The sequence below is a fragment of the Marinobacter sp. genome, from assembly GCF_041984545.1.
Taxonomy (GTDB): domain Bacteria; phylum Pseudomonadota; class Gammaproteobacteria; order Pseudomonadales; family Oleiphilaceae; genus Marinobacter.
In genome coordinates this window covers 22,924-35,308 of record NZ_JBHIXV010000005.1, presented here as the reverse complement: position 1 = coordinate 35,308, position 12,385 = coordinate 22,924, and the positions used below count along the sequence as shown (strand labels likewise).

Genomic DNA, 12,385 nt, shown 5'->3' with positions numbered 1-12,385 from the left:
CCTGTTATCAGAACTTGTCGGCCAGCTGCCTGAGCAGCGCTGCCCGTTGTTCCGATTCGGGATTCGCCGCCGGCGTATCGGTAAGCCGGTCCAGATCCGGCGGCGTGAAGGTGTAGCCCTCGTCGGGCCCGTAAGCGTAATGGGTGCGGTCGCCGGGTTTTGCCGGTAACTGGCGAATCTGAAGGTGCCTGAGCTGGAGCTGTCCATTGAAATTACGGTTGGCCAGCACCGTGCCGTGGGCCCGGAGCTCGATAACATCGCTGGTGCTGTCCAGGCGTTTCTCGGCCTGGAGTTGCGCAACCGGTTGTTGTCCCGCCCAGAGCTGGGCAGAAAGAGCGTAATAGCCGGGTTCCTCTGGTGCGAAATTGACCGGTATCACCAGGTTGTTATTGCTCAGGTAAGAATCGCCCAGACCCTCGAAATCACCCAGGTCAGGCTCAATGGTAAGTGCAGAGGCGTGGCGCACCGGCCGGCCGTCCACGCTGGCCTCCACAATAAGACGGTATTCGCCGGGCTCGGCATTGGCGGTCAGGATCCCCTCGTAATAGCCGGGGGAGCCGGCTTCCTCCAGGCGCGTACTGACAACCGCATCCCGGCTTTGTGGTGTTTCCAGGGTTGCTTCCATGGTATTTCCGACCACCTGGGAGCCCTCAATGGCGGCGGCCACCAGGATGGTGTCTCCACGGGTGTAGCGAAACTTTTCAAGGGTGACCGTGAATCGTCCATCACCCGGCAGTGGCAGGGTTATGGGTTCATAGTGGTTAGCCCGGTAGCCACGGGCCTGGGCCGGGCTGAGGGGGATCGACCAGTCCGGATAACGGCTGGCCTGTTCGTACTGATCGGCGACGCTCGCGAGCATGAAGACCAGGGCATTGTCGGAGGGCGGCTTGGGTGAGGTCGCTTCGGGCGACTTCCGGCTTTCTGCCGTCGTGGTGGAATCAGGCGTGGGCGCCGGTGAGCTGCCAGCCAGGCTGCGCAGCCATTGGAATTCAGAGCGGTTCTCGGCAGACAGAAAATAACCGGTGCCAATAACCGTCGTCAGTATGAGGACTGGAATCAGTAGTGCCTTACCGGGCATGCGGCAGGTCCCTGTCTTGTTCTTGTTTCCTTAACCATAACGGGAATACTGCCGCACCCCAAAAATCCGGGCCGCTTTTGTAACAAAATGTTTCCAGGGTGTGCGCTGGGTCACATCGCAGACATCAAGAGACTCTGTTGATCTGAACGCCTGTTCAGAAAAGACCGCCGGATTCGCGAATGGCCTCGAACCCGAATCTCAGCGTCACCTCATCGCCCACCATGGCCTGGTCAATCCCGTAGGTCATACCCCATTCGCTGCGCTTGAGTGTCGTGGAGGCGCTGATGCCCAGGGTGTACTCCTCATGCCCGAAGGGATAGACAGCGCTCTTGTTGAGGGTCACGTCCAGCACCACGGGTCGGGTCTGGCCGAGCATTTCGAGGTCGCCGGTCACCTTGCCGGTATTTTCTCCGGTAGTTTCAAACCCGGTCACCGTGTAAGTGATTTCCGGGTACTCCTCACTGTTGAGGAAGTCTTCATTGCGCACGTGTTCGTCCCGCTTCTTGTGATTGGTGAACACGCTGTCGCTCTGGAACACCAGTTGACCAGACTTCAGCTCCCGGGCTTCCTCGTCGTAAACGAACTGGCCTTCAACCTCACGAAACATGCCCATCACCGGCGCGTAACCGATGTGCATGATTTCGAACACAATGGAGAAGTGTTCGTCGTCCACGATAAATTTTCGGGGTTCGGCCATCGCCCCGGTGCTGATCGCCAGCGCGGCGGGCAGGGCAACGAGGGTTCTGGTCAGCGTTCCGGTGTTAACAGCTGTCATGGCAATGTCTCCTTTGGTAGAGCCAGCGAATGTCCAGGGAAAAGGACCACGCCAGCAGTGCCAGGGCAGTGGCCAGTGTGGTGCTGGCAAACAGGGGTGTGGCCGGTGGCAGGATCGCCACAAGCAGGGTGACGATCTGCCAAACGCAGATCGTTTTGCGTCGGAAACTCTCGGGCAGGGGCTGGTTCATCCAGGGCAGTACCAGGCTGGCGGCGACGAAACCATAGCGCATCAGGCCGAGAGCCAGGACCCAGACGCCGGCTTTTCCGAGCGCCAGAACCGCAACGCATAGCCCGAGAATGAACAGCGCATCCAGCTCCATGTCAAAACGGGCGCCGAACTCGCTTTGCGAACCGGTAGCTCTGGCCACCTTGCCGTCCACGCCGTCCAGCAGCAAAGCCAGCAATGCCACCACGGAGTACAGCCAGAGCCCGCCTGTACTCCCGTTTTCGCCGTTCAGGTTTCCTGCGTAGGGAGCCAGCGCAACCAGCGTTATTACCAGTGTGCTCCGCAGAAGGGTTGCGCGATTGGCCCAACCGAAATCCCGGCCCCGGGGCCACGCGAAGCCGGCGCAGGCGCAAACGAGCAGATACAGAATGGCGGCCAGGGCGATAAACGTCAGCGGCGGCTGGGCCAGCCAGCCAGTCAGAAGGCATAGCAACGCCAGCAATCCGCCTGCCCAGGCAAGATCGAACCCCAGCGAAAGGCGGCCTGGGGAGGTGTGCCCATTAGAATCCATCATCAGGCTCCAGCGTATACATTGGCAGCCAGCGCGGCCTTGAGCCGCGCTGCCACGCCCCGAATACAAAGACTATAGTAGTCGGGAGGGTGTGAACATTTACGAGAAAAGACCGCGTTCAGACCGTCGGCTTCGACGCCCTTTCCCAGGCGCCGCGGAGCGAACAGGGAGCGGGTAGCAAACAAGGAGATGGCAGTGCCAAAGGAAGCCGGAGCAACGAGTTCGCCATGTGAGGCCAGGGCCTGGTGGGTGACCAGTCCCGGAAAGGGCGAAATTCTGGAAACGTCATTGGCCGGAGGCAGTCGTGAGAGCCGCGGCGACTGGGTAACGGTCCAGGCACTGTATTCCGGGATCAGTCGGGGCACTGAATCGCTGGTATTCCATGGGCGCGTGCCGAAAACCGAGCATGAGCGTATGCGGGCGCCTTTTCAGGAAGGTGAGTTCCCGGGACCCGTCAAATACGGCTATGCAAGCGTTGGAAATGTGATTGAAGGACCGGCAGAACTGGTGGGGAAGACGGTTTTCTGCCTGCACCCCCACCAGGACCGTTACCAGGTTCCAGAGTCAGCGGTGACGCCTCTGCCCGAGGATCTGCCGCCGGGGCGGGCGGTGCTCGCGGCCAACATGGAGACTGCCGTGAATGGTCTCTGGGACGGTCTGCCAGGAGTGGGGGACAGGGTTGCCGTCGTTGGCCTGGGCGTTGTCGGGCTCCTGGTGGCCTGGCTGGCCAGCCGGATTCCCGGCACCCGGGTAATCGCTATCGACACCAACCCCTCCCGGGCGTGGGTGGCGGAGCAACTCGGCCTCGACTTCAGCGACGGCACAGAACCACTGCCGGACGATCACGATCTGGTCATCCACGCCAGCGGCCATCCCTCCGGCCTGGAGACTTCTCTGGCGCTTGCCGGCGCGGAGGCAACCATCGTGGAGATGAGCTGGTACGGCGATCAGCCGGTCCCGGCGCCCCTGGGCGCGGCCTTTCATCCCCGGCGCCTGACACTCAAATCCAGCCAGGTGGGGCAGTTGGCAGCGGCCCGACGGCCCCGCTGGGATCATGGCAAACGGCTGGCCCTGGCCTTGAGCCTGCTGCGTGACGAATCCCTGGATTGCCTGATCACCGGTGAAACCCCGTTTGAAGATTTGCCCCAGGCCATGAACCGCATTCTGATTGATGGCAGGGATACGCTCTGCCATCGCATTGTCTACGCCTAGACAACCAACCACTGCTCACTGCTAAGGAGAGACCATGTTCGGCCTGACCGTCCGTGACCACATGATGATTGCTCACAGCTTCAACGGCGAGGTCTTCGGGCCCGCGCAGAAACTTCATGGGGCAACCTACGTAGTCGACGTAACCTTTGAGCGGCATCAACTGGACGAGGACGACCTGATCGTGGATATCGGGCTGGCATCGGAAGTGCTTAAAGACATTCTCTCGGAATTCAATATGAAGAATCTCGATGAGATTCCGGAGCTGGCGGGGCGCAATACCACCACGGAATTCATGGCCAGGATGGTGTTCGATCGCGTGGCCCGGGCCATTCACGAGGGTCGTCTTGGCGAAACCGGCCGCGGCATCGCGAGTCTCAAGGTAACCCTTTCGGAGTCGCATATTGCCTGGGCAAGCTACCATGCCGGAATCTGAGGCGCCGCGCGTCATCGAATTTCTGGTGCCGGGCGATCCGGACCAGAACACCGGCGGGTATCGCTACGTCCGAAAACTGGTGCAGGCCCTGAATGAACAGGGCCAGCTGGCCCGGGTAACCGGGCTGGACGGGCAGTTTCCTCGGCCGGACAAAAAGGCGTTCGAAGAACTCGACCAGCGCCTGGCGGCCCTGCCGGAAGGCACCTGCGTGATTCTGGACGGTTTGGCCATGGGTGGGTTGCCAGACGTTGTGGCAAAACACCACGGGCGGCTTCTGTTACTGGCGCTGGTGCACCACCCCCTGGCGGATGAGACCGGGCTGAGCGAACCCGACCGGCAATGGTTTCTCGATTCGGAACGGCGGGCCCTGGCGTTTGTGTCGGGCGTTGTCACCACCAGCCGATACACGGCAGCACGGCTGGCGGACTACAACGTTCCGGAGGCATTGGTCCGGGTCGCGGAACCCGGACTCAGCGTGTTGGCCGGCAAAATCAAGCCTACACTTGCAGAAGATCCTTTGGATGCTCCGCACTTGCTCTGTGTCGCGCATCTGTCCCCTCGCAAGGCCCAGCACCAGCTGGTGGCGGCGCTGGCAGCTCTCAAGTCCTTACCCTGGCACTGCACGCTGGCGGGTTCAGACACACGGAATCCAGGGTACGCTTGCCAGTTGCGCAAACAGATTGCCGAGGCTGGCCTGTCGGACCGTGTTGTCCTGACCGGAGAGCTGGACGAAGACGGTTTGAGAGACGTGTACCGTCGGGCCGACCTGTTTGTGTTTCCCTCGCTCTACGAAGGCTACGGCATGGTGATCGACGAGGCGCTGGCTGCCGGTCTGCCGATCATATCTTCCGACGGCGGCGCGTTGGCAAACACCGCGGAAAGACCCGGCGTAGTGCAATACAGTGCCGGTGATGTTCAGGCCCTGACGGCACGAATCGAACAATGGCTGACCCATCCGGAAGAGCTTGCTCACGCCCGTAAACTGGCGGTTCGGGAATCGCGGCAGGTGCGGTCCTGGCAGGCTGCGGCAGATGATTTCCTTAGCGCAGTTGAGCAATTCCGGTACGGAGAGTCCGGATGGCATCAGCACTCTGCCTTTGACAGCCAATGGCTCTCTGCCCGTGAGCCAGCCGATCACAGGGCTCGCTCCAGGGAACTGACGGCGGCTCTCAATCAGTGGCTAGCCGATCGTTACGAGCGCCAAACCGGAGCTCAGGCGCGGCCCTGCCGGATTGTCGACATTGGTACCGGCCGAGGCTCCAACGTTGTGTACCTGGCGCCGGCCCTGCAGGTACCCCAGGCCTGGCTGGCAGTCGATCAGGACCTGGCACTGCTGCGCGAGGCCCGGGAGCGCGCCCGTGGTCTGGACGTGCCCTTTGAAACGGCACCGGTGCAGCTGACACCGGAAAACATCGAGCAGATGTTGCCCCGGGAAACGGCGCTGGTAACGGCATCGGCCCTCATTGACCTGGTGTCCCGCCCCTGGCTGGCGGCACTGGGCCGGGCGGTGGCGAACAGAAACGCCGCGGTTCTGATTGTGCTGAGTTACGCCGGCCGGTTCGAGCTCAGCCCGGAGCATCCTGACGATGCGCTGCTCCGGGATCTGGTTAATCGGCATCAACACGGTGACAAGGGCACCGGTGCCGCCCTGGGGCCAGACGCATCGGACGTTCTGGCAACCTTGATGGCCGAGGCGGGCTATACGGTTCAAACCGCCGAGTCCTCCTGGGTCCTCGGTGGCCCGGCCCGTCCTGGCGAGAGCTCTGACACCGCCCTCATACGAATGCTGATGCAGGGCTGGGTGGAGGCTGCGACAGAACAGTCGCCGGAAAGCCGTCCGCAACTGGAACGCTGGCTGTCCGCCCGGGAAGCTCTGTTAGCCGGGGGAGCGCTTCAGATCGTGGTGCACCACACCGACTTGCTGGCTGTGCCACCGGAGCCGGCCGTTTGACCGGGCTGCAACGCCGGCGAGTTGGTCTGGCCGGTCGCTGGCTGGTTACCGGCCTGGTGATTGGTCTGGTCGTCCAGGCCGTAGACGGGCCGGCACTGTGGCGGGAACTCTCCGGCATTGCCCTGTGGGTGCTGGTGCCGGCCTTGCTGTTGTCTGTCTTGCAGGTAGTGATCTCCGCGTGGCGATGGCGGTATACGGCACAGAGGTTGGGCGTCCCCCTGAGACTCGGCCTCGCCGTACAGGAATATTATCTGGCGACCTTCCTTAACCAGGTGTTGCCCGGCGGGGTGCTGGGTGATGTCCACCGCGCCTGGCGTCATGGCACCAGCGCCGGTGAACGGCTGGCGGCGGCCCATGCGGTTGCCATTGAGAGGTTGTCGGGGCAGGTGGCGTTGCTTCTGGTTGTGCTGGCTTCGGTCATCGGGCTTGTTCAGGCCGGCCATCTCCATGTCGGGGCGCCCGGTGGAGGCTGGTGGCCGGTGGTGGCGATTGCCATTCCCGGGCTCGCCGTCTGGCTGGCGGCCCGATTGGGTGCTGGCGACTATCTTGTGCGCCTCAGGCGCGACCTTCACCGTGCGCTTCTGAGCGGGGCTGCGTTGCCCGTGCAGATGGCCTCCTCCCTGCTGGTCCTGGCCAGTTATCTCGGTGTCTTCCTGCTGCTGGCCGCTGGCGCCGGCTATCTCGCCGGGCTGGCACCATCGCTGGTGTTGGTCGGCCTGTGCAGTGTTCTGCTGCTGAGCATGGTGATTCCGCTGACAGTTGCAGGTTGGGGTGTTCGGGAAGGCACGGCCGCCGTGCTGTGGCCTCTGGCGGGTTTGCCAGCAGAGCAGGGCGTGGCCCTGAGTGTCGGGTACGGGGCCCTGGTTCTCATCTCGAGTTTGCCAGGCGCAGCGATGATCTTCATGGGGCGGGGCACGGCCAGGAACGTCCGCCGATCAGGTGCCTGAGAAATCCAGGTCGAACAGCATGTCACTACCGAGATTGACCAGTTGGGCCCGTGGGCGCAGCGCGTCGTCCAGCAGATCAATCTCTGGCAGTGAAAAGGCCGGGCGACCGCTGCCAATGATCATGGGCGCCACCATCACGTGCAGGCGGTTCAGAAGGCCGGCGTTCAGGAAAGCGGAAACGGTAACGCCACCGCCTTCCACGAAAATCTTTCTCAGCCCGTAGTCCGCCAGAACTTCCAGGATGTGCGCGGGATCTGCCGGTGCGTCATCTCCGGGCCGCCCGAGGCAGGGCACTTCGGTCACGCCCGGCGGTACTTCCGCATGGGCCGGCTTGCTGTAGGTGCCACTGATCAGGCGCAGGGTTGGTGCCTCGCCATCGGTAAACAGGTGGTGGCTGTCGGGAACCCGGCGATGCCGGTCGATCACCACCCGTACCGGGTTCCGGCCATGGGTGCGTCGCACCGTGAGTCTCGGGTTGTCGGTCAAGGCGGTGCCCGCGCCCACGATCACCGCGTCGGACACCGCCCGTATCCGGTGCAGATGGGTTATGCCGTCGTCGCCATTTATGAATCGTGACCGGCCGGTTACCGTGGCTATCCGGCCATCCAGGCTCTGGCCAAGCTGGCCGATCACGTTCAATTGAGCGTTGTCTGGCAAGGGCCGGCACAAGGGCAGGAATACCGATAGCAGGCTTTGGGCCTCACGGGTGGCGGGTTGCACGAGTTTCCAGCTGCCCTGACCATTGATCCTGACAGCGGGCGTCTCGGTGCCCGGAAACGGCAGTGTCACATTGTTGCGGTCTACTGCACTGAGGACCAGTTCCCAAGCCGTATCGATATCCAGAGGTCTCGCTGCCATAGTCCTTCCGTCAGGTTTCATTCGCCCTTTATGCACCCGAGGTAACGGTCGATTGTGTTTCTGGCTATATGTACGTTACATTTTCGGTTTGTTTCACTTCTCAGGGCATTTTCCGGCCAGTGTGCGCCGGATTCAATGACGAGGTCAGGGCCATGCAGGACATGCACCCCATTCAGCACTGGGATCCGGAAGCGCCCGGAGACGATGGGCAACTGGAACTCCCGGGCATTGCCCTGGACCGCAGTGACGAGCTTCTGGAATCTCTGGAGGAACTGGAAGATGTGCTGGACAAGGTCCAGCTGACAGCGGAGGAAGTGGAATTGCTACGCCGGTTTCGCCGAACAACGGCGGAGAACCGGCGCATGATCCTGCAGTTACTGGCCCGCTGAGGCGGGCCCGGACCTTACTTCTTGCCCTTCTTGTAGATATTCTCGTACACGTAATTGGTGGCTTCCACAAAGCCATCGATGCTGCCGCAATCAAACCGCCGACCCTTGAACTGATAGGCCAGTACGCAGCCGTTGCGTGCCTGCTCAAGCAGGGCATCGGTAATCTGAACCTCGCCGTTCTTCCCGGCGGGCGTGCGCTCGATGATCTCAAAGATATCCGGCGTGAGGATGTACCGGCCAATAATCGCCAGGTTGCTGGGTGCATCCTCGGGCGCCGGCTTCTCCACCATGTCGGTAATGCGGTACAGGCCATCTTTCATGGATTCACCGGCAATCACACCGTACTTGTGGGTCTCGTCGGCCGGTACTTCCTCAATGGCGACAATCGAGCAGCGGAACTGGTTGTAGAGCTTGACCATCTGAGCCAGCACGCCGTCTTCACCCTCTGGGCCAATGCAGAAGTCGTCTGCAAGAACCACGGCGAAGGGGCTGTCACCCACCAGGTTGCGACCAGTGAGGATGGCATGGCCGAGGCCTTTCATCTCGTTCTGGCGGGTGAACGCGAAGCTGTTGTTGTCGATCAGCTCGCGGATGGAGGTCAGCAGATCCTCTTTCCCGGAACCGGCAATCTGGTGCTCCAGTTCGTAGCTGATGTCGAAATGGTCCTCAATGGCGCGCTTGCCGCGACCGGTCACAAAGCCGAATTCATGAATGCCGGCTTCTGCCGCTTCCTCAACCCCGTACTGGACCAGGGGTTTGTTCACCACTGGCAGGATTTCCTTGGGCATGGCCTTGGTTGCGGGCAGGAATCGGGTGCCGTAGCCGGCAACGGGGAACAGGCATTTCTTGATCATGGGTTTCGTCCTTTGATGTTCGGTTTCACGGCCTGTGGCTTCGCAGTGACGACGCTGTAGTGGGGCCTTTTCAGCTGTTAAATCACAAAGTGTGCCGAGTTTACCCAAGTTGTTGCCACAAATGCAGGGGGGAGGCTGGTTTTGTAACCGGGCGTATCATCGGGTGTTCCTGGGCAACGCCGGTATACATTCAGATACAACTTTCATATTCGATTGTAAGTAACTGGTTTTCAAAAACATTAAAATTGTAAGTTTTGGAAATATGGGATGGTCTGAGGCCTGTCCGTCTTTTAAAGTGTCGGTAATCTTTCTTCCGGCCCCGAGACATTTGCGTTGCGTAAGTACGGTTTGTTTGCACTAATTTGGTGCGCTCCCGCCAGTGCGGTCTCACTGGCGGACGCGGTACCCGAGAATCTGGCAGTCTGGACACAGTATCCGGAAAGCCTGCTTCGATCCGTTACCCACTATCTCGCCTCCACACTACAGTTCTCGGGCGATTCCGTTCACACCGATGAGTCGGCCAACGGAAGGCTGCGCATGGCCGGCAATGACATGATCCTCTCCCGCCACGATATTGCCCTGGACTTCGAGGATTCGGTGTCCCGGACCGAAGGCGGCGAATGGCAGTCGCTGGCGTTACGCTACGGATTTCCGGTGGGCGGCGTCGATTTTGATCTGACTGTGAAAGAAACCGACCAGCACCTCGTGACTACCCGTTCGGGCCAGCAGCTGGATACCCGGGTTGATTACCGGGGCCTTGATCTTTCCGGCAGTCGGGCGCTGTGGTCCTGGGAGGGTTTTGAAGTGGACGGCGTGTTCAGCCATGCCACCGGCACCAGTGACTGGTTTGAGGAGTCTTCCTGGACATCGGAAACAGAACACCAGCTTTCCAGCCTTGCGCTGAAGTGTTCAGGGCAGCGGGAACTGGCGGGCGGCTTCCGGGCGGGCTCCATGGCGTTCGCACTGGCGGGATTCGAGAGGCTCGAAACCACAACGTCGACCGACCTCAGCGAACAGTCCGCCGGGTTCTACCGGGTAACACTCGGGGCATCGCTCAATCGCTCGTGGCGTGCCTGGGATCTGGGCGTTCAGGGCCGTTACCAGATAGCGCCGCCGCAACTGGCTTCGTCACAGTACCTCCAGATTGCAGGGCCCGCCATGATGCACGGGTTCAACGGCCAGTCGATGCACGTGGCCGAGGGCGGGTGGCTGCGCATGAATGCCCGGAGCCCGGGTTATTCCATCCCCTTCACATCGGCGCTCTATTCCCGTGTCACGTTTTCTGTGCTGAGAGGGTGGGCGCCGGCCCGGACGACAGACCTGAGAAGGTTCGAGGCCAGCTCCGGAGAAATCGCCCTGCAGCTCGAGGGCCGGGGCTTTAACGCCAGCATGAGTGTTGGCCAGATTCTCGACCTCTCCGGTGAAGCGATGGAGCGCCCGGACACTCCCGACGTCTCCCTGTCCCTGTCCATGGTCATGTAAGCCTACCCGCAGCTACCCACCACAGAACAATCCTTTCAAGGCGTTACGAAGATGTCACTTGAGGCGATGCCAACACCAGGTGCTACATTCTTCTCATGGCACGGAAGGGATTTTCTGCATGAAAGGTTCAGGATTACCGAAACCCCACCTGGTGGTGCTTTTGCTTTTGGCGCTGCCTTCGATGGTGAGCGCATTCAGCTATGACGATGTGCTCAGCAAGGCGGAGAAGCTGGCGGGCAGTGACTACCAGGCACCCTCGCGGGCACCGGAGTTTCTCCGGACAATCGACTTTGCCACTTACCAGGCCATTGGCTTCAAACCGGAAGCTCGCCTCTGGCAGGGCGGGCGCTCCCGGTTTCAGGTGGCGATGGTCGCCCAGGGTGCTCATTACCGGCACCCGGTGACCATCAACCAGATTGACAGCGAGGGCGTGAGGCCGGTCAATTTTGATCGCACAGATTTTACCTACCCCAACCCCGAGCTCGCCAAGCGCATTCCCGCAGACCTTGGTTACGCCGGGTTCCGGCTGTTTTTTACGCCCGAGAAGGCATCCGCCGGCGAGCCGTTCATGGTGTTTGCCGGCAACAGTTACTTTCGCGCCGTCGGCAAGGACCAGCGGTTTGGCCTGTCCGCTCGGGGTATCTCGGTGGATACCGGTCTGCCATCGGGCGAGGAGTTTCCGTCGTTCAAGGAGTTCTGGATTGAACGTCCGGCTGCCGGAAGCGAAACGCTGGTGGTGTACGGACTGCTTGATGGCCCCAGCCTTACTGGTGCCTACCGATTTGTGATCCGGCCAGGTGAGAGCACGCGGGTGGATGTGACGGCCGAGCTTTTCTTCCGGGAAAACATTGAACAGCTGGGCCTTGCACCGCTGACATCCATGTTCTATTTCGGCGAAAACTCCGTGCCGCCACGGGGAGAATGGCGTCCCCAGGCGCACGATTCAGACGGCCTGCTGATTCATGACGGCAAGTCCGGTGAGTGGCTCTGGCGGCCGCTGGTTAATCCTGCTCAGTTGCATCTGAGCTTTCATCAGGTTGAGGAGCTGGCAGGGTTCGGGCTGATGCAACGGGATCGCGCCTTTCATCAGTTTCAGGATAGCGAAGCCCGCTACGATCTGCGTCCCAGCGCCTGGGTCCGGCCCAGCGAATCCTGGGGAGCCGGGTCGGTGGTCCTGGTGGAGATCCCTTCAGGCGCGGAAACCAACGACAACATCGTTGCCTTCTGGCGACCCGACGAACAAATAAAGGCCGACGGTAGCAAACGCTTCGAGTACGAACTGAAGTTTGGTGCCCCGGATATTGCGGGCCATCCCTCCGGCCGCGCCGTTCATACATTTCTGGGCCGGGAGTCACCCGGAAGTGGACCGGAAGATCTGGGCGCCTACCGGTTTATCGTTGATTTCCGGGGCCGGGAGCTCAGTGCCCTGAAAGCGGGGGCGCCCGTAGTCAGTGAGGTGAGCGCCAACGAGGGCGCAGAGGTGGTTGAGCACTTTGTGGAGTACGTGCCCGCCAGTGATGTCTGGAGGTTGTCGGTGTTGGTCCGCCCGCCCGCTGGCAAGGCGTTGTCGTTACGGGGCTTCCTCAGTCTTGAGGGCAAGCCATTAACCGAAACCTGGACCTATTCCCCGGGGCCGTCTTCGGGAATATCCGGCATTCCAGACTGAG

The 12,385-nt window shown here is 61.2% G+C and carries 12 protein-coding genes; 7 read left to right on the top strand and 5 right to left on the bottom strand.

Annotated features, from left to right (window positions below):
• Positions 1-7: 7 nt before the first annotated feature.
• The 3 genes from ACFC20_RS03510 to ACFC20_RS03500 form a co-directional block, all read right to left on the bottom strand.
• Positions 8-1,078 carry a hypothetical protein gene (locus ACFC20_RS03510; protein ID WP_375191789.1) on the bottom strand — a complete coding sequence of 357 codons (1,071 nt, stop codon included), beginning with the start codon at positions 1,076-1,078 and terminating at the stop codon, positions 8-10.
• Between the two features lie 154 nt (positions 1,079-1,232).
• Entirely contained in the window at positions 1,233-1,853 is a 621-nt protein-coding gene (locus ACFC20_RS03505) for a YceI family protein (RefSeq protein WP_375191788.1), read from the bottom strand.
• Entirely contained in the window at positions 1,840-2,595 is a 756-nt protein-coding gene (locus ACFC20_RS03500; protein WP_375191787.1) for a CDP-alcohol phosphatidyltransferase family protein, read from the bottom strand. Before ACFC20_RS03500 ends, ACFC20_RS03505 begins: the two co-directional genes overlap by 14 nt.
• Before the next feature lie 186 nt (positions 2,596-2,781).
• Here ACFC20_RS03500 and ACFC20_RS03495 point away from each other — a divergent pair, with 186 nt between their 5' ends.
• Genes ACFC20_RS03495 through ACFC20_RS03480 form a run of 4 tightly spaced genes read left to right on the top strand, consistent with a single transcriptional unit; the run spans position 2,782 to position 7,135 of the window.
• Positions 2,782-3,804: a zinc-binding alcohol dehydrogenase gene (locus tag ACFC20_RS03495; RefSeq protein ID WP_375191786.1), complete on the top strand. Its 1,023-nt coding sequence runs from the start codon at positions 2,782-2,784 to the stop codon at positions 3,802-3,804.
• Positions 3,805-3,838: 34 nt separating this feature from the next.
• Complete coding sequence (locus ACFC20_RS03490) at positions 3,839-4,237, top strand: 6-pyruvoyl tetrahydropterin synthase family protein (RefSeq protein WP_375191785.1); 399 nt, start codon at positions 3,839-3,841, stop codon at positions 4,235-4,237.
• Positions 4,224-6,188: a glycosyltransferase gene (locus tag ACFC20_RS03485; protein WP_375191784.1), complete on the top strand. Its 1,965-nt coding sequence runs from the start codon at positions 4,224-4,226 to the stop codon at positions 6,186-6,188. The genes ACFC20_RS03490 and ACFC20_RS03485 overlap by 14 nt, the downstream gene beginning before the upstream one ends.
• Positions 6,185-7,135, top strand: a complete 951-nt coding sequence (locus ACFC20_RS03480) for a lysylphosphatidylglycerol synthase transmembrane domain-containing protein (protein WP_375191783.1) — start codon at positions 6,185-6,187, stop codon at positions 7,133-7,135. The genes ACFC20_RS03485 and ACFC20_RS03480 overlap by 4 nt, the downstream gene beginning before the upstream one ends.
• Here the strand turns inward: ACFC20_RS03480 and ACFC20_RS03475 are convergent.
• Positions 7,124-7,993, bottom strand: a complete 870-nt coding sequence (locus ACFC20_RS03475; protein WP_375191782.1) for a RibD family protein — start codon at positions 7,991-7,993, stop codon at positions 7,124-7,126. The two genes, ACFC20_RS03480 and ACFC20_RS03475, sit on opposite strands and share 12 nt — an antisense overlap.
• 152 nt (positions 7,994-8,145) lie before the next feature.
• Between ACFC20_RS03475 and ACFC20_RS03470 the strand changes: the two genes are divergently transcribed.
• Positions 8,146-8,382 (top strand): hypothetical protein, encoded by a 237-nt coding sequence (locus ACFC20_RS03470; protein WP_375191781.1) that lies wholly within the window; start codon positions 8,146-8,148, stop codon positions 8,380-8,382.
• Between the two features lie 14 nt (positions 8,383-8,396).
• Here the strand turns inward: ACFC20_RS03470 and galU are convergent, their stop codons facing one another.
• Complete coding sequence (galU, locus tag ACFC20_RS03465; protein WP_091985747.1) at positions 8,397-9,236, bottom strand: UTP--glucose-1-phosphate uridylyltransferase GalU; 840 nt, start codon at positions 9,234-9,236, stop codon at positions 8,397-8,399.
• A gap of 348 nt (positions 9,237-9,584) precedes the next feature.
• Here galU and ACFC20_RS03460 point away from each other — a divergent pair, with 348 nt between their 5' ends.
• Both ACFC20_RS03460 and ACFC20_RS03455 read left to right on the top strand, forming a co-directional pair.
• Positions 9,585-10,718 carry a ShlB/FhaC/HecB family hemolysin secretion/activation protein gene (locus ACFC20_RS03460; RefSeq protein WP_375191780.1) on the top strand — a complete coding sequence of 378 codons (1,134 nt, stop codon included), beginning with the start codon at positions 9,585-9,587 and terminating at the stop codon, positions 10,716-10,718.
• A 118-nt stretch (positions 10,719-10,836) separates the two neighbouring features.
• A complete protein-coding gene (locus ACFC20_RS03455; protein ID WP_375191779.1) occupies positions 10,837-12,384 on the top strand; it encodes a glucan biosynthesis protein in 1,548 nt (515 codons plus the stop codon).
• The last annotated feature ends 1 nt before the right edge of the window (position 12,385 follow it).

Coding starts and splice junctions, on each gene's coding strand:
- ACFC20_RS03510 (WP_375191789.1), bottom strand. CDS start 1,078: ATGCCCGGTAAGGCACTACTGATTCCAGTCCTCATACTGACGACGGTT.
- ACFC20_RS03505 (WP_375191788.1), bottom strand. CDS start 1,853: ATGACAGCTGTTAACACCGGAACGCTGACCAGAACCCTCGTTGCCCTG.
- ACFC20_RS03500 (WP_375191787.1), bottom strand. CDS start 2,595: ATGATGGATTCTAATGGGCACACCTCCCCAGGCCGCCTTTCGCTGGGG.
- ACFC20_RS03495 (WP_375191786.1), top strand. CDS start 2,782: ATGGCAGTGCCAAAGGAAGCCGGAGCAACGAGTTCGCCATGTGAGGCC.
- ACFC20_RS03490 (WP_375191785.1), top strand. CDS start 3,839: ATGTTCGGCCTGACCGTCCGTGACCACATGATGATTGCTCACAGCTTC.
- ACFC20_RS03485 (WP_375191784.1), top strand. CDS start 4,224: ATGCCGGAATCTGAGGCGCCGCGCGTCATCGAATTTCTGGTGCCGGGC.
- ACFC20_RS03475 (WP_375191782.1), bottom strand. CDS start 7,993: ATGGCAGCGAGACCTCTGGATATCGATACGGCTTGGGAACTGGTCCTC.
- ACFC20_RS03470 (WP_375191781.1), top strand. CDS start 8,146: ATGCAGGACATGCACCCCATTCAGCACTGGGATCCGGAAGCGCCCGGA.
- galU (WP_091985747.1), bottom strand. CDS start 9,236: ATGATCAAGAAATGCCTGTTCCCCGTTGCCGGCTACGGCACCCGATTC.
- ACFC20_RS03455 (WP_375191779.1), top strand. CDS start 10,837: ATGAAAGGTTCAGGATTACCGAAACCCCACCTGGTGGTGCTTTTGCTT.